The following is a 17,898-nucleotide window of genomic DNA, read 5'->3' as shown; positions in this document are numbered from 1 at the left end:
TTTAAGCTGACGGCATTCGTTTCTGGCCGGAGGCCTTGAATGTCATCTAATTTACCGAATTTGCCGCGTCGGCGCTTTGTACAAGGGCTGGTTGCCGGTGGGGTGTTATTAAGTGCACCGCAACTGGTGAGGGCAAAAACCAACGCTAAACCCGGGCAAGCCCCGGCTGCGCCGGTGTTAAAAGGCAAAGAATTTCACCTGCACATTGGCCAGCAAAAGGTCAATTTTACCGGCGCTGAACGTACCGCCTTGACCATGAACGGTTCACTACCTGGCCCTACCTTGGTCTGGCAAGAAGGGGACGAAGTAACGTTACACGTCACCAATCACCTTGAGGTGCCAACTTCGGTGCATTGGCACGGCTTTATTTTGCCCTACCAAATGGATGGCGTGCCGGGAATAAGCTACCGCGGTATTGCACCAGGGCAAACCTTTACCTACCGCTTTAAGGTGCAGCAAAGCGGTACCTATTGGTACCACTCCCATACCGGCTTTCAGGAAATGCTGGGCTTAAGTGGCGCCATTATTGTTAAGCCCCGCGGCCAGGAACGCTACCCCGCCGACCGTGAGCACCTAGTGTTTTTATCCGATTGGACCGACGACGATCCTTGGGCGCTTTTTTCCAAGCTCAAAGAAATGAGCGACTACGACAACTTTATCGCCCCCACTGCCGTGGATTTTTTCAAAGATGTATCCCGCTACGGCCTGGGCAAAGCCATGGACAAGCGCAAAATGTGGCAGCAGATGCGCATGAGCCCTTTGGATTTGGCCGATTTAAGTAGCCATTCGATGACATTTTTAATGAATGGCCGCACCCCGGCTGCTAACTGGACTGGGCTCTTTAAACCTGGCGAAAAAGTCCGGCTGCGCCTTATCAACGGCTCTTCCAATACCTTCTACGACGTGCGTATTCCTGGCCTCAAACTCAGTGTGATCCAAGCCGACGGCCAGGACGTGGAGCCAGTAACCGTTGATGAATTTCGTTTTGGCCCCGGTGAAACCTACGACGTGCTGGTGTCTCCAACAGCAGACGCCTACACCCTCTTTGCCCAAACCATGGACAGAACCGGCTATGCCGCTGGCACCCTGGCCGTCAAAGCCGGGCTGCAAGCCGCCATTCCGAAAATGGATAAACGCCAATGGATGACCATGACTGACATGGGTATGCAAGATATGGCGGGCATGAAAGGGATGGACCATGGCGACATGAACGGCATGAAAATGCAGCAGATGGGCAGTGGCCAAATGCGTGGCATGCAGCGCAGCGACATGCAAGCGGGTGACATGGCAAAGGGCAATACCATGGGCGACCAGCAAAATCCGTTGGCGGTGCCCTCATCAACCGTGCACCACGCCAAAACCGAATTTGGCCCCACCACGGCGATGCGGGTAAATCATCCACGTAGCAACCTTGATGACCCAGGCGTAGGCCTTCGCGGCAATGGCCGCAAGGTATTAACGCTGGCCGACTTACATACCGTCGGCGGGCCTTTAGACCCACGCCAGCCCAGCCGGGAAATTGAACTGCACCTTACCGGCAATATGGAACGTTACAGCTGGTCTTTTGACGGTGTTGAATTTGGCAGCTCCACGCCGGTGCATTTTCGGCTTGGCGAACGGCTGCGGGTAACGCTACAAAACGACACCATGATGACCCACCCCATGCATATGCACGGCATGTGGAGCGAAGTGGAAGATGACAAGGGCAATTTTGTGGTGCGCAAGCACACGGTACCGGTACAGCCTGCGCAGCGGGTCAGTTACTTGGTTAACGCCGATGCGCCCGGCCGTTGGGCCTGGCATTGCCACCTGCTGTTCCATATGGAAGCCGGTATGTTCCGCGAAATTCTGGTGTCATAAGGAGGCCCAATGCGACAATTACTGCTTAGCCTTTTGGCACTGCCGGTGCTGGCTTATGGCGCTGATATGGCGCCAGACACTCAAAGCAACCATCTTCGAGACCCTAACGCCTATTCCGATGGTTACACCCTTGATAGCGGCCCTTATGTACTACCAGGGCCAAGGCAGCTGCACATGGCCGATGAAGACAATTTTGGCCACCTGTTAGCTGACGAATTTGAATGGCAGGAAGGCGGTGTTGGTGCCTACGACATGCAGGCTTGGTATGGCGGTACCTTTAACCGGGTATTGGTGAAAGCTGAGGGTGAATACCAAAACAGCCAACTGGAAGATGCCCGCACCGAACTGCTGTGGGATCATGCTATTAGCGCTTTTTGGAATCTTCAGGCTGGCGTTCGTTCTGATAATGGCGAAGGCCCCGCCCGGCAATGGCTGGCATTGGGTGTGGAAGGTTTAGCCCCTTATTGGCTCGATGTGGAAGCCACCGCTTATGTGGGTGACAATGGCCGCACCGCTGCCAGGGTAGAGGCCGAGTACGACTTGCTTATTACTCATCGGCTGATTTTAACGCCCAAAGCCGAGATGAACTTATATGGTAAAAGTGACCAGGCAAGAGGCATTGGTAGTGGTTTAAGTGATGCTAGCCTTGGCCTGCGTTTGCGTTATGAAATCACCCGCCAGTTCGCCCCTTATGTGGGGTTTGAATACCAGCGAAAACTGGGTAACACCGCCGACCTTGCCCGTAGCGAAGGTGACCATGCCGGCGAAACCAAATGGCTGGCCGGAGTGAGATTCTGGTTTTAAGGAGGTAGTGATGACAACCCTCAGACCTGGCGTACGAGAAGCCTATCTGGTACGCCGTAAATTGATACTTACTGGCAACCTTGCGGCGGCAGAGAACTGTGCCAAAGCCGTTGACCAATTGGCAGGTGTTAACAGTGTTGTCTTAGCGGGGAACCGGTTAACCCTGGCCTATGATGCCACCGCCGTGAACCTTGACGCCTTGGAAAGTGAAATTCAAAACCATGGCCTTGAGGTAAAACATAAAGGGATGGCCGGCATGCGTTTGGGTTACTACCGCTTTGTCGACCAAAACATTCGCGACAACGCCACCCACGAACCCTGGTGCTGCCACCGCTTGCCGCCCAATGTGAAAAAGTAACGCCCAACGTGGCGGTAAAGCTAAACAAAAAAGGAGGCAAAGGCCTCCTTTTTTGTTTTTAACACAACATTGTTGAAGCGCAGAGCAGGTGCGCGGCGCCGGAGTTATCTCCGTTTTGACCGCTAACCATTACTGTCTCAGTGAGCACCCATCGCTAAGGCTTCGGCCCAAGGCCCACACAGTGATTTAGTAAAGATAAGCGGCGCCGTAAGCACTGCTGGCGTCGTTACCCGGGCCAAAACTGATGCCGGTGGCGTCACTTTCGTCCAGCAGCGCACCTACTGCTAAGGTGCCATCATAGGCTAGCGAAATGGCGCGCTGGTAATAGGCAGCATTGGTGCCTTTGATATAGGCTTTTTGCGACCAGCTGCCATCGCTGGCCTGTTTAAAAATATAAGCCGCGCCGCCGGTCTCATTATTGGTGGCGCCGGGCAGGTCGTTGTTGTCAGCTCCGTTGATGCCGGTTGAGTTGCCTGCCTCATAAGTTGCTGTAACCGCCAAGGTGGTGCCGTCTTTGGTGAGATCGAGGTGCTCGCCAAAGTAGTCATCCGACTCGCCATTGCTGGCAGCAAGTTCGGCCACCTGGGTCCAACTGCTACCGCTTTTGGTGAAGACGTATGCCTTGCCTGCGTAGTCGTTTTGATAAGTGGCGCCCACGGCCAAGGTGGTGCCATCACCATTGAGGGCGACACCGGAGCCAAAGCCGCCATTGGCATCAAGGCCGCTGGCCTGAATTTTGGTTTGCTCGGTCCAGCTGCCGCTATCGTTGTCATAGAGGTAGACGTAACCTAAGTCCTCGCCCTGACAACCTACGGCCAGGGTGCTGCCATCATCGGACATCGATAGTGATTTGCCGTAGCCCCAATCGCTGGTGTCGCTAGTCAACTGCACTTGCTCGCTCCAGGTGCCGCCGGATTCGCCGAACACATAGACGGTTTTGGCCCCGGAGGCGCTTACCGCCAGGTGTGTGCCGTCTGCTGACAGCCCCAGGTTCCAGCCAAAGTAATCGGTGCTAGTTATGCCGGTGGGGTGTAGGGTGGTTATTAATGTCCAGGTATCGCCGCTGCGGTTATAAATGTGAGCCCGGGCGTAGCCACCTATCACCATCACATTGCCATCTTCGCTCAAGGCAGTGCCAAAGCCATAACCGGTGCTGGATGTGGTCGGCAGTAGCTGAGCTTGCTCGCTCCAGCTGCCGTCGCTGGCCTGGGCAAACACCGTGGCCGAGCCTTTATAGCTGTTAGTGGCGTAGGCACCTACGACCATGGTTTTGCCATCACCCGACAGTGCAACCGATACCCCGAAATAGTCATTGGCGGCCGGGCTGGATTCACGAAAGTGGCCTACGGCTTCTACTAAGGTGCTTGATACCGTCAAGGCACTGGAATCAGCGCAGCCATTAGCATTACAGGCCGCCACCATATATTCAGCATTGATGCGGTTATAAAGCACTACATCGGTGAGGTCGTAGCTGGTGGTGGTGAGATTGTCGGCAATCAAGCTAAAGCCAGAAGCGCCGTCGGCGTTTTCATAAAGTTGGTAATAGCTGGCACTTGATACCGCTGCCCAGCTGAACTTGAAGGTCTTTAAGCCGTAACTCAAAGAAGCCACCGGCGCTGACAGGCAATGGATGCTAATTGAGGTCACCTCCGCACTGCTAACGGTGCCGCTGCCGCTACTAACGGCGCAGGTTTGGCCGCTGGGCTGGGTTTTAATGGTAACGCTATAGCTGCTGCCATCATCAATGGCGGTGGCAAAGCTGAAGCTACCGCTGCTGGTTACGGTAAGGTCGTCCCCGCTGTTGTTTTGCAGTACCAAGCTGCCGGAGAGGTCAGAGACAGTGCCACCGATGGTATAGGTGGTGGTTGTGCCTCCGGAGCCAGTGCTGTCGCTGGCGCTACTATCACTGCTGTCATCTCCTGAACCGCCGCCGCAAGCTGCGAGCAAGCACACAACGGCCAATACACTAGCGCGCAACAGCCAACCGCGAGCTCTAGCCAACATAGCGTTCTTACTTGATTTTTCAGTTAAAGAATAAAATAGGCAGCAAGGCTGTCACAAATTAAATGTTAACGCTATTAACTTTTATTGGTATTAATTGGCAATGTGATTTTATTTACATTTCAGTATACCTTTTTAGTTGAATTTGGCGTTTGCAATAGCTAGCAATCATTAACTGGGTAAGAGCGACGGAAGCTAAAAAGAGACAAGGAGGCATTAGCCTCCTTGTCTTTTTCATCAAAAATCGCCGGAGCCTTTAGTAAAGGTAAAGCGCCCCCGAACTGCTCAGGCTCTGATCGCTGCTGGTAACCCCAAAGCTGATGCCGCTGGCGTTATTGCTCTCAACATAGGAGGTTGCCGCCAGGGTGCCGTCATCGGCCAGGGCTATGGCTAGACCGAAGTAAAGATAAGTGCGACTGTTACTGGCTTTGATGTAATGCTGCTGGCTCCAGCTGCCGTCGCTCAGGCTAAAGAGGTAAGCGGCGCCGCCGTAGAACGCGCTGTTATTGTCGCTGCCATCGATGCCGGTAGAGATGCCATCTTCATAAGGGGCCGATACCGCGACGGTGGTGCCGTCACTGCTGATGGCAACGCCATAGCCCAGCTCATCGCCAGCCTCGGTGTTGCTGGCTTTGAGGTAGCCGGTCTGGCTCCAGCTGCTGCCGCTTTGGCTAAAAATATAAACGGCGCCGGCGGCAGCGGCGTTGGTGTTGGGGCTGTCCATGGTGCTGCTGGCGTCGCCGTATTCGCCGATGGTGCCCACCGCCAGGGTGGTGCCGTCGGCCGAAAGGGCAACGGAATAGCCAAAATCGCTGTTGGCGCGGGCGTTGCTGGCTTTGAGGTAGGCGGTTTGGCTCCAGCTACTGCTTGCCTTGCTGAACATGTAAACGGCGCCAGCGTAGGAGGCGTTGTTGTTGGGGCTGGTGCTAGTGCTGCTGGCATCGCCGTCTTCGGCAAAGTCACCTACCGCCAGGGTGGCGCCGTCGGCAGACAGCGAAACCGCCGCGCCAAAATAATCGCTGCTTTCGGCATTGCTGGCCTTGAGGTAGGCATCCTGTACCCAATTACTGCCGCTGAGGCTAAACACATAGGCGGCGCCGGCGTCGCTGGCGTTATCGTTGGGGCTGGCAGCAGTGCTGCTGGCATCCCCCGATTCGAGATAGGCGCCTACTGCCAGCTCGGTGCCGTCACTGGATAGCGACAGCGATAGCCCAAAATAATCACCCTGGCCGGCATTGCTGGCCTTGATATAAGCGCTTTGGCTCCAATTGCCATCACTGTCTTTGCTGAACACATAGGCAGCGCCACTGTTAAGGGCGTTGTCGTTGGGGTTGGCGACGGTGCTGCTGGCATCACCGTCTTCCAGGTCGGCACCCACCGCGATGGTGGCGCCATCGTCGCTTACTGCCACCGACACCCCGAATTCGTCACCACTGCCGGCATTGGACGCCTTGAGATACCCGCTTTGGCTCCAGTTGCCGTCGCTGTCTTTAACGAATACATAGGCAGCACCTGCATAGGTGGCGTTGTCGTTGGGGCTGGCGGTGGTGCTGCTGGCGTCGCCGGATTCCTCATAGGCGCCAACTACCATAGTGCTGCCATCCCGGGACAACGCCACCGATTTACCAAAATTATCTGAAGCACCGGCATTAGACGCTTTGAAATAGCCGACGGCTTCTACCAGGGTGTTGGACACACTGATGGCGCTGGAATCGGTGCAACCGGCCGCATTACAGGCCGCCACCATATATTGGGCATTGATGCGGTTATAAAGCACGATATTAGTGATGTCATAGCTGGTGGCGGTGATGTTATCTGCCACCAGGCTGAAGCCGGAGGCGCCGTCGGCGTTCTCGTATAGCTGGTAATAAGTGGCATCTGTTACCGCCGTCCAACTGAAGGCGAAGGTTTTCAAGCCATAACTCAGGGATGGCGAAGGTGCTGCGGGTGCAGAGGCGCAGCTGATGGCCACCGAAGTCACCGCAGCGCTGCTAACTGTGCCGCTGCCGCTACTGACACTGCAGTACTGGCCGCTAGGCTGGGTCAGCACCGTGACGCTATAGCTGCTGCCATCGTCGACGGCGCTGGCAAAGCTGAAGTCGCCGTCGCTGTTCAGGCTGAGATCGTCGCCGCTGTTATTTTGCAATATCAGGGTGCCACTCAAGCCCGAGACAGTGCCACCGATGCTGTAGGTGTTGGTGGTGCAGCTCACCGCCACCGAGGTTACATTGGCACTGCTGACGGTGCCGCTGCCACTGCTGACGCTGCAGGTTTGGCCATCGGGCTGGGTTTTTACGGTCACGCTATAGCTGCTGCCATCAGTAATAGCGGTGGCAAAGCTAAAGCTGCCGTTACTGGCAAGGGTTAAGTCATCACCGCTGTTGTTTTCTAGCACTACGCTGCCATCAAGGCCCGAGACGCTGCCGCCTAGGGTATAGGTATTGCTACTGGTGGTGTTGGCCACGCAGCTCACCGCTACCGAGGTTACATTGGCACTGCTTACGGTGCCGCTGCCACTGCTGACACTGCAGGTTTGGCCATCGGGTTGGGTTTTAACGGTCACGTTATAGCTGCTGCCATCAGTCACGGCGGTGGCAAAGCTAAAACTGCCGTTACTGGCAAGGGTTAAGTCATCACCGTTGTTGTTTTCTAAAACCACATTGCCATTAAGACCCGAGACGCTGCCGCCAATATTGTAGGAGGAGGTGGTAGCAGAGGTGTCTGAGTCTTGATAGTGGTCAAAGCGACAAGCGGAAATTAAGCAGGTGGCTATCAGTAATAGTGATCGGTAGATTTTTTTATTTTTAACAGCTTGCATCCTTACCATCCTGTTATCAAAAAAGGCTAAATGCCTTTTTTGACTATTTTTATTGCCTAATATGAAGGAAAAATTAACACCGTCTAAACATTAGACTGTTTTTCGCTATTGTCTTTGGGTTGTTAAAACAACAAGAAAGGCATTCAGGGTGGGAAAATAAGGCCCAGTTGATACTGGGCCTTTGCAAGGAGCTTAGTAAAGGTAGGCTGCCCCGGAGTACTCCAAACCATCGTCGGTGCTGGTTACCCCGTAACTAACGCCGCTGGCATCATTGTTTTCCAAATAAGCGCCAACGGCCAAGGTGCCGTCATCGGTAATGGCAAGGCTAATACCAAAATCATTGGAAATTTCTGTATTACTGGCTTTAAGGTAATGCTGCTGGCTCCAAGCCCCATCGCTGAGGGTAAAGACATAAGCCGCGCCAGCATCACTGGCATTGTTGTTATCACTGCCGTCAATACCGGTGGCATCGCTTGCTTCATAAGGTGCTGAAACGGCGAGGGTGGTGCCGTCGCTACTGAGGGCTACGGCATAACCGAAATCGTCACCGCTTTCGGTGTTATCGCCGGTTAGCTCGGCTGTCTGGCTCCAGCTTGAATCGCTATTGCTAAACACATAAACAACATTGGCAAAAGTACTTACGTCGCTTGCGCTCACCCGGTCTTTATCGTTGGGGGTGCTAGAAACACCAATCGATATATAGTGGGTTCCAGTGCCTACCGCTAAGGTGCTGCCATCGTTTGACAACGACAGCGCCGTGCCGAAATAGCCACTCTCAACGGCGTCGCTGGCTTTAAGATAAGCCGTTTGGCTCCAGCTACTGCTGCTGAAGATATACACAGCGCCAGCGCCGTCGGCATTGTTATTGGGGTCAGTGCTGGTGCTGCTGGCGTCGCCAGCTTCTCCATTGGCGCCCACGGCCAAGGTGCTGCCATCGCCAGACAAGCTCAGTGCCCAGCCAAAATAATCATACTCCTCGGCATTGCTGGCTTTGAGGTAAGCGACTTGGCTCCAGCTGCTGTCGCTGTAAGTAAATACATAGACGGCGCCGGCACCGTAAGCATTGTCGTTAGGGCTGGCGCTGGTGCTACTGGCATCACCACTTTCATAAGGTGCAGCTACCGCAAGGGTGGTGCCATCACTGGATAGGGATAGGGACGTACCAAACAGGTCACCTTCCCCAGCGTTACTGGCTTTAAGGTAGGCGCTTTGGCTCCAACTGCTGTTAGTTAAGGTAAAGATGTATACCGCTCCAGCGCTGGAAGCGTTGTCATTAGGGCTGGCGCTAGTGCTACTGGCATCACCATTTTCTTCAAAGGCGCCAACAGCGATGGTGTCGCCGTCACTACTGACCGCGACCGACGATCCAAAACAAGCATACTTTTCGGCGTTGCTGGCTTTGAGGTAACCGCTTTGGGCCCAGCTGCCGTCGCTGGCTTTGGTGAACACATACACGGCGCCGGCGCCGTAAGTATTGTCGTTAGGGCTGGCGCTAGTGCTGCTGGCATCGCCCTCTTCATCCGGTGCGCTCACCACTAGCGTATTGCCATCTTTAGAAAGCGCCGTAGCGTATCCGAAACGGTTATATTCGCCAGCATTTGAGGCTTTGACATAACCGATAGCCTTAGCCAAGGTGCTCGACACGGTTAAGGTGCTGGAGTCGGTGCAGCCGGCATCATTACAGGCGGCAACCATGTATTCGGCATTCACGTGGTTATAAAGTGCCACATCGGTGAGGCTATAGCTGGTGTCGGTGAGGTTGTCGGCAATCAGGCTAAAGCCGGAGTTGCCATCGGCGTTTTCATAGAGCTGGTAGTAAGTGGCATCGGTAACGGCAGTCCAGCTGAAATTAAAGGTTTTAAGGCCATAACTTAGGCTGGCGGTGGGGGTTGCTGTGGGAGCGGAAACGCAGTTTACCGCGACCGACGTTACATCGGCGCTACTGACGGCGCCACTGCCGTCACTGACGGTGCAGACTTGGTCATCAGGCTGGGTTGATACGGTGACGCTATAGCTGCTGTTATCGTCAACGGCGGTGGCGAAGCTAAAGCTGCCGTCGCTGGTAAGGGTTAAATCATCACCGCTGTTGTTTTCCAATACCACGGTGCCATCAAGGCCTGAAACAGTGCCGCCAATGGTGTACGTAGCTGTGGTGGTTGCACTTGAATTGGAGTTGTTGTCATCGTGACAAGCGCTAAGGGCACTGACTCCTATCAGCAACAACGCCAAGCGGGCGGCTTGGCTGCTAAATAAAGACATTATTACATTCCTTTTGTATTAAATGATAAACGGCTTTTTTATGCCGTTAAAAACGGTGTTAGCCGCTACGGCCGTCGCTAAAAAGCCCGGTTTTGGCCGGGCCCTTTTGAGGAATTAGTAGAGATACACCATGCCTGATTGCACGCCATCGGTGGCGGTGACGCCATGGCTGATAGCGCTGTCGCTACTGCTGCTGTATGCAAAGGGAGCGCCTACCGCTAGGGTGGTGCTGTCACCGCTTAGAGCAATGCCATAGCCGAATTCCACACCGGCAGTGGGGTTACTGGCTTTAAGGTAGGCCTGTTGGCTCCAGCTGCTATCGGCGGCGGTGAAAAGGTAGGCCGCACCTGCTTGGCTGGCGTTGTTATTGTCGCTGCCGTTAACTCCGGCAGAGTCGCCGGCTTCATAAATGGCGCCTGCGGCCAGTGAACTGCCATCACTTGAAAGGGCCACCGACATACCGAAATAGTCACCGGCTTCGGCATTAGCCGCTTTTAGATAGGCACTTCTACCCCAACCACTGGCGCTGTTGCTAAACACATACACCGCTCCGGCGAAGCTGGCATTGGTATTGGGGTCGTCGGCCGTGCTATTGGCATCGCCGCCATCTAACGGAGCGCCTGCTACCAAAGTGTTACCATCAGTCGACATACTTAGGGATACGCCAAGACCGCCTGGAGCAGAAGGGTCGATGGGTTTTAGGTGAGCGGTTTGTGACCAGCTGCCGCTGCTGTAACTAAACACATAAACGGCGCCGGCGTAGTTGTCTACGCCGGTACTGCTACTGGTGTATTTATCGCCTGCCACAGAGTAAACCGCTTTTAACGGCGCCCCAACGGCCAAGGTGGTGCCGTCTTCTGACAGCGCCACACCTTCGCCAAAGCCATCCGTTGTTAGAGTATCGCTACCGGTGACGGTTGTAACATCTTCCCAATTATCGCCCGAGTAAATATACACGTTGGCAAGCCCGACGCCGCCTATGGCGACAACGCTGCCGTCGCCACTTACCGCGACACCAAGACCAAAGCTGTCGCCATCGCTGCTTGCTGTGGTAAGGCTTTGTTGTTGGCTCCAGGTGCCATTAGTGCGGGTAAAGATATAGGCTTCGCCGTCATCATCGTTGGCGCCATCTGCGCCAGCCACGAGGGTGTTACCGTCGTCTGATAACGCCAAGCGCACTCCCAGTTCCGCCTCTTCGGTTGCATCACTGGCGGTAAGTTCTTGCTGCTGGCTCCAGCTGCCATCGCTTTTAGTGAAAATGTAGATGGCACCGGATTGGGTGACATCATTGCCTGCCTTATCGGGTACGCCAACAGCCAGCGTGCTGCCATCACGAGAGAGCGCCACGCCGGCACCAAAACCATCAGCTGCAGCGGCATCATCACCGGTAATGTTGCCTACGGCCTCGCTCAAGGTGTCTGACACAGTAACGGTATTGGAATCGGTGCACTCATCGTCGCTGGTGCAGGCCGCCACATAATACTGGGCATTGAGCTTGTTATAGAGGCTGACGTCGGTGACGTTATAGCTGGTGTCGGTGATGTTATCGGCAATCAGCGTAAAGCCGGAGTTACCGTCAGCGTTCTCATAGAGCTGGTAATAGCTGGCGTTTGCAATTTGATTCCAACTGAAGTCAAAGGCCTTAAAACCATAACTAAGGCTGGCGGTGGGGGCGCTATCAAGGCAGCTAACGGCTACATCACTGACGTTGGTTGCGTCTAACGTGCCGCTGCCGTTGGTCACGGTGCAGGCTTGGCCGGAAGGCTGGGTTAATACGGTGACGCTATAGCTGCTGTTATCGTCAACGGCGGTGGCGAAGGTAAAGCTGCCGTCGCTGGTGAGGGTTAAATCATCACCGCTGTTGTTTTCCAATACCACCGTGCCATCAAGGCCTGAAACAGTACCGCCAATGGTGTAGGTGGCTGTGGTGGTTGAGCTTGAGTCGGAACTGGAGCTGTTGTCGTCATGACAAGCGCTGAGGCTGCACACTGCGGCCAATAGCAGCGCTTTAGGCAGATACTTCGCACGCCCAAAAGGGTTCATTTTTTATCCTTGTAGCAAAGAAGGCATATGTGTATATGCGGATTTTTTATTGGCCTACATTAACTGAATGTGTAAAAAAAGAGATCAGGAATAACGCTTTTCATTGTTTTTGCTCAATTTGTTGGTGCATTTTTATCCCTCTAGTGACAATGGCGCTAACAAAAAGCCCGGCAACTGCCGGGCTTTTTTCGTAGTAGGTGCTTTTACAGCGTGAGGCTGTTATTGGCTCTATTGGCGTCAGGCAGTTTGTGGTCAGGGTCAATGGTGACTTTGGCCACGGCTTTGCTGGTTGGCAGCAGGATGGAGGGGGTGGCGCTAAAGCGCCAGGTTTCTACTGGCAAGCGAATGTCTTGATGGCTGCCGTCTTTGTAATCAACGCGCACAGTGGCGGGCATCACCAGTTTCTTGAGGGCCGAGAAGGTAACCTTCAAGCCTTTGGCTGGGTCGGCTTTATCGGCGTATTCGGCTTTGTCTACGGCGAAATCCAGTTGCCAGTTGTTGAAGTACCAGCCGCGCCACCACCAGCTTAGGTCTTCACCACCTTCACTTTCCATAAAGCGGAAAAAGTCAGAGGGGGTGGGATGTTTGTATGCCCAGGTTCTGATGTATTTGCGGAACGCCTTGTCGAAGCGTTTTGGCCCAAGGATCTGTTCGCGCAGCAAAATCAGGCCAAGGGCAGGCTTAAAGTAGCTGATGGAATGGCGGTACTTTTCAGAAATAGAATCAGCCGGTGCCATGATGGTTGGTGCGTCTGGGTCGGCCAAAATGGGCACGATTTCATCAACCGGGTTACCGCCGCCTGGGGCGTATTCAGGGTCACGTTTGGGGCCAAATTCGCCGTGGTTAAAGGCATCAGAGGCGTAAACGTCAATAAAGGTATTAAAACCTTCGTCCATAAAGGCGTGGCGACGTTCGTTGGAACCTACCACCATCGGGAACCAGGTGTGGCCGATTTCGTGAGCGGTGATCCAGAACAACACCGGGTTTTTATCATGCATACCATCAAAGACGATACCGGGGTATTCCATACCGGCGCCGTGGCCACCCAGGTTAACGGCAACGGGCCATGGGTAGGGGTACCATTTTTTCGAGAAGTGCTCGATGGCCCCTTTAACGTATTCAGTAGAGCGGTTCCACTTGGTTTTCCCTACGCCTTCAACAGGGTAGGCCGACATCGCCAGCGAGTGCTTACCACCAGGCAGGTTGATACGAGCTGCATCGATAATAAAGGCGGGTGACGCAGCAAAGGCCACATCACGGGTATGCTGCATATGGAAATGCCAGGTTTTGGTGCCGCTATGGGTGGGGCGTGAAGCAGGGTCTGTTACTTCATCGGGCTTGCGGATATAAACCGTTTTATCGCTGTGTTGGGCTTTATCCAAGCGCTCGCGCTCGGTTTTGGTCAACACGTCTTTTGGGTTCATTAGCTTGCCAGAACCCACCACTAAGTAGTTCCAAGGCACGGTAACTTTATAGTCAATGTCGCCGTATTCCAGATAGAACTCTTGCCCCAAATAAGGCTTGGTGTCCCAGCCGCGCAGGTCGTCATATACCGCCATACGGGGGAACCACTGGGCGATTTCATAAATGTCGCCATTTTTGCTGGGGGTTACTGCCGTGCGACCGCCCCAGGTGCCGGGGATCTGATAGGCGTAGCTAATTTTCAGGTCGAGCTTGCCACCCTTGGCTGCCAAGGCTTTTGGCAGGTCGACCCGCATGCGGGTGTCGGTAATCAAATAGTGCAGAGGTACAGCTTTGCCTTTACTTAGCAACTCCACAGATTTGATTTGATAGCCGTCGGTAAAGTGTTCACGTTTGCGGTCAGAGCTTAAGGCGGCACGGGAATCGCGACGGTAGATATTTTGGTCGAGTTGTACCCAAAGCTCGCTAAGAGCATCCGGGCTTTTATTGGTGTAAGCGATCACCTCACTACCCGACAAGGTTTTGCTGTCGGTATGAATGGTGGCATTAATTTTATAGTCAACGCGGTTTTGCCAAAAATTCGGGCCGGGTAAACCAGAACCTTCACGAATGCTGTTGGCCGAGGTTGGCAGGGAAAGTGGGGCAAATGCCTCCAGAGGGTTATAGGTGCTGTCAGCGGCGTTGGCCGCACAAGAAACAACACAAAGCAAGCTGAGCCACTTCAGCATGGTTACTCCATTGTACTCGTTTTGGGGGGACCGGACGGGCCGGCAGCAAGGTTAATCACATTGGTATCAGAACCTAACAGACTGTTGAACGTTAAACCGGGCGGAAGGTCTCAACAATGCGTTAAAACGAGAATGCTCATTGTTGCCAAAGAGTTATCTTCGTTTGTCGCTTTTGCTCGGCGCTTGGCCTTGGGCTGTTTTCGGTGCTAACGCCGATGGGGCATGCTGAAAAAAAGCCAAGTGGAATTGTTTTATGCGCGCCCTGCTTTCTACTCTGCTGGTATTGGCCCTACCGGCCTTTGCCAACCCCATTAACGATGTTGACCCTTTTATTGGCACTGACGGCAATGGCCACACTTTCCCAGGGGCCACAGTGCCCTTTGGTATGGTGCAGTTAAGCCCTGATACCGACATGCCTAACTTCCACCATGCCTACGGTTGGGCGGCTGGCTATCGCTACAGCGATAGCAGTATTTTGGGGTTTTCCCATACCCATTTTTCAGGTTCTGGCCATTCTGACCTTGGTGATGTGCTGTTGATGCCGATGAGCGGCACCTTGCACTTGGACCCAGGCGCTAAAGACCAGCCCGGCAGTGGTTATCGTTCCCGCTTTAGCCACAAAGAAGAACAAGCCAGCCCCGGTTATTACCAGGTCAAACTGTTGGATAACCAAGTTAATGTTGAACTTACCGCCGGTAAGCGCGTGGGGTGGCACCGTTATACTTTTGCCAAAGGCAAAGAGGCACGGGTACTGCTGGACCTTCGCCCCAGCATCTATAACTACGATGGCAAGGTGCTGTGGTCACGGTTGCATTTGCACCCTGATGGCACCTTAACCGGTATGCGTGAAACCCGCGGCTGGGCGCCGGGGCGGCAGCTGTTCTTCGCTATTCGTTTTTCCAAACCGGCTATTGGCCACCAGCTGTTAAACCGCGAACAGCACCTTACCTATCGCGGCTTTAAAGGCCCGGGCCACAGCCCGAAAGACGTGGCGGCCATCAGTGGCCGGGCGTTAGAGGCAGCCTTTGACTTCGGTAAGCTCAACCAGCCTTTATTGGTGAAAGTGGCTATTTCCAGTGTCAGCGAGCAAGGGGCCTTAAACAACCTAAGCAGCGAAGCGCCGGGCTGGGACTTTAACGGTGCGCTAGCCCGTGCTCGCAAAGATTGGCAGCAAGCCTTGGCCAGCATTGCAGTAAAGGCACCCAACAAGGTGCGCCGCAGTTTTTATACCTCGCTTTATCACGCCATGATAGCCCCCAACCTTGCCTCCGATGTTGACGGCCGCTACCGCGGGCCTGACCACGGTATTCATCAGGCAAAGGGCTTTGATTTTTACTCCACCTGGTCGTTGTGGGACGTGTACCGGGCCCAGCAACCGCTGCTGACCATCCTTGAACCCAAACGTATGGGTGAGCTGGTTAATTCCCTCATTGCCGCCCAGCAGCACAGCCCTTTTGGCATCTTGCCGGTGTGGGCCTACGAGGGCTTGGAAACCTGGTGCATGATCGGTTACCACGCAGTGCCGGTAATAGCCGATGCTTTTCTTAAAGGTATTGGTGGCTTTGATAAAAATGCCGCCTTAAAAGCCATGGTTGCCAGCGCCGACTACGGCCCCTATGGCGACCTTAGCGACTACATGAAAATGGGCTATGTGCCCATCGACAAAGAGCCGGAGGCCGCATCTAAAACCGTGGAATATGCCTTTGATGACTGGACCATTGCCCGCATGGCCAAAGCCATGGGCAAAGAGGCATTGGCGGCGCGCTTTATGAAAAGGGCCACAAACTGGCAAAACGTGTTTGATAAGAAAACCGGTTTTGTACGGGCAAGGCTAAGCAACGGTAAATTCCGCACGCCTTTTGACCCGGCTGCTGTGGGTTATGGCAGCGACTATACCGAGGGTAATGCGTGGCAATACTCATGGTATGTGCCGCAGGATGTGGCCGGGCTTATCAAAGCCATGGGCGGCCAGCAGGCCTTTGTTAAAAAACTCGATGCGGTGTTTGACACCAAGGTTGATCCCAAAACCTTTGCCAATGTCGAAGATATTTCCGGGCTGATTGGCTACTACGCCCACGGCAATGAACCCAGTCATCACGTGGCTTATCTTTATGATTACGCCGGTGCGCCCTGGAAAACCCAGGCGCGGCTGACCACCATCATGAACAGTCAATACCACGATGGCCCGGGAGGCCTAGCGGGGAATGACGATTTGGGGCAAATGTCGGCCTGGTACCTCTTTACCGCCATGGGTTTTTATCCGGTGGCCCCAGGCTCTAACCAGTATGTGATTGGCCGGCCTTTCGTTAGCGAGGCCGCCATTACCCTGCCGGGCGGTAAACATTTTGTGGTGAAAGCCGAACACTTAGATACCGCGCATCCTTATGTGGGTAAGGTGCTGCTAAACGGCAAGCTGCTTAGCAACAGCTTTATTCGCCACCAGGATGTGATGGCCGGTGGCAGCCTCACCTTTGTGATGCAAAAAACGCCCAATAAAACCTGGGCCACGGCGCCAGATTCCCGGCCTTATGCCATGAGTGCCTGGCAGTAACGCTAATAAAAAAGCCCGCCATTTGGCGGGCTTTTTTAGGCTTCATCCGCCACCTGGCGGATGGCCATTTCAAAGTAGTCGGCGGTTTGGCCGCCGGAGATAAGGTACTTGTCGTTGAGTACCACCGCCGGCACCGAACTGATGCCGCGTTTTTGGTAAACGGCTTCTTCGTTTCGCACTTCTTCAGTAAAAAGCGAGCTTTCCAAAATCGTTGCCGCTTCATCTTTATTAAGGCCAACTGCCGCCACCTTCTCTAAAAGCTGCGGGCGATCGCTGGGGTTCATGCCTTCGGCAAAATAACCGTCCAGCAAGGCTTTTTTTAGCGCGTGCTGTTTACCTTGCGGGGCGGCCCAATGCAGCAGGCGATGGGCGTCAAAGGTGTTATAGGTGTGGGTGCGTTTCGCCAGGTCAAAATTGGCGCCTTCCTCGGCAGCACGTTGTTCCAGGTTGGCTTGGTTGGCGGCCAATTGCTCTGGGGTTAGCTGGTATTTATTGGCAAGGTGCTCAGCTATTTCTTCGCCTTCAGGGCCCATTTGTGGGTTGAGTTCAAACGGGTGAAAGCGCAGTTCAACCTGCACATCCCCTTCAACCTTGGCCATGGCTTTTTCTAGCGCAGCCAAACCTACAGCGCACCAGGGGCACACTACATCGGAAACGAAATCAACGGTAACGGTTTTCAATTTGACTCCAGAGGCCCAAAGGACCCTGTGTTAGCTGACAGCCTTTGTTGTTGCCTGGCAACAACGAGGGCTTTTACTGATATTAAGCGACCTTTATTGGCGTTTTTTTCAGGTCGACGCGTTAACGGCAAGCATAGCAGTGGCCCCTGTCAGTCTGAAGGGGCGCAGGGCAATGGCTGCCATTTTTTATAAGGCAAGGGTTGGCACTGAAGTCAGGTTAAGGGCTTTGTGAGAACCCTATGGCACGGCTTCTTTTTACTGATGCTGGCTGCGGTTCATTTGCCGGCTCAGCATTTTATGACAAAGAGAGTGGTGCTTGCGGCAGCGTGGATGCTTGCCAAGGTATGGTTGAAAAAACCGCCTTTCGGCGGCTT

Annotated in this window: 10 protein-coding genes; 4 read left to right on the top strand and 6 right to left on the bottom strand. The window is 54.1% G+C overall.

Features of this window, described 5'->3' with window-relative positions; translation table 11 throughout:
* The first annotated feature begins 39 nt into the window (after nt 1–39).
* From DW350_RS17190 to DW350_RS17180, 3 genes are read left to right on the top strand one after another with little or no spacing between them, the layout of a single operon-like run.
* Nucleotides 40–1,860, top strand: a complete 1,821-nt coding sequence (locus DW350_RS17190; protein ID WP_115720117.1) for a copper resistance system multicopper oxidase — start codon at nt 40–42, stop codon at nt 1,858–1,860.
* Nucleotides 1,861–1,869: 9 nt separating this feature from the next.
* Complete coding sequence (locus DW350_RS17185) at nt 1,870–2,664, top strand: copper resistance protein B (protein ID WP_226911347.1); 795 nt, start codon at nt 1,870–1,872, stop codon at nt 2,662–2,664.
* A 10-nt stretch (nt 2,665–2,674) separates the two neighbouring features.
* Nucleotides 2,675–3,022: a cation transporter gene (locus tag DW350_RS17180; RefSeq protein WP_115720116.1), complete on the top strand. Its 348-nt coding sequence runs from the start codon at nt 2,675–2,677 to the stop codon at nt 3,020–3,022.
* A gap of 186 nt (nt 3,023–3,208) precedes the next feature.
* Here DW350_RS17180 and DW350_RS17175 read toward each other — a convergent pair whose 3' ends face one another.
* The 5 genes from DW350_RS17175 to DW350_RS17155 all read right to left on the bottom strand — a co-directional run bounded on the left by DW350_RS17175 (nt 3,209) and on the right by DW350_RS17155 (nt 14,293).
* A complete protein-coding gene (locus tag DW350_RS17175) occupies nt 3,209–4,969 on the bottom strand; it encodes an FG-GAP repeat protein (RefSeq protein ID WP_192954724.1) in 1,761 nt (586 codons plus the stop codon).
* Between the two features lie 310 nt (nt 4,970–5,279).
* Nucleotides 5,280–7,841: a beta strand repeat-containing protein gene (locus DW350_RS17170; protein WP_192954723.1), complete on the bottom strand. Its 2,562-nt coding sequence runs from the start codon at nt 7,839–7,841 to the stop codon at nt 5,280–5,282.
* A 192-nt stretch (nt 7,842–8,033) separates the two neighbouring features.
* A complete protein-coding gene (locus DW350_RS17165; protein WP_115720113.1) occupies nt 8,034–10,100 on the bottom strand; it encodes an FG-GAP repeat protein in 2,067 nt (688 codons plus the stop codon).
* A 114-nt stretch (nt 10,101–10,214) separates the two neighbouring features.
* Nucleotides 10,215–12,143: a hypothetical protein gene (locus tag DW350_RS17160; RefSeq protein WP_115720112.1), complete on the bottom strand. Its 1,929-nt coding sequence runs from the start codon at nt 12,141–12,143 to the stop codon at nt 10,215–10,217.
* 203 nt (nt 12,144–12,346) lie between these two features.
* On the bottom strand, nt 12,347–14,293 hold the full coding sequence (locus tag DW350_RS17155; protein WP_115720111.1) for a M1 family metallopeptidase: 1,947 nt from the start codon (nt 14,291–14,293) through the stop codon (nt 12,347–12,349).
* 253 nt (nt 14,294–14,546) lie between these two features.
* Between DW350_RS17155 and DW350_RS17150 the strand changes: the two genes are divergently transcribed.
* The gene (locus DW350_RS17150) at nt 14,547–16,844 is read left to right on the top strand and encodes a GH92 family glycosyl hydrolase (RefSeq protein ID WP_115720110.1); all 2,298 of its coding nucleotides are present in this window, start codon (nt 14,547–14,549) and stop codon (nt 16,842–16,844) included.
* Between the two features lie 35 nt (nt 16,845–16,879).
* Here DW350_RS17150 and DW350_RS17145 read toward each other — a convergent pair whose 3' ends face one another.
* Entirely contained in the window at nt 16,880–17,524 is a 645-nt protein-coding gene (locus DW350_RS17145; RefSeq protein ID WP_115720109.1) for a DsbA family oxidoreductase, read from the bottom strand.
* Nucleotides 17,525–17,898: the final 374 nt, after the last annotated feature.

Source organism: Gallaecimonas mangrovi (genome assembly GCF_003367375.1).
Lineage (GTDB): Bacteria > Pseudomonadota > Gammaproteobacteria > Enterobacterales > Gallaecimonadaceae > Gallaecimonas > Gallaecimonas mangrovi.
This window is presented reverse-complemented; position numbering and strand designations above follow the sequence as displayed.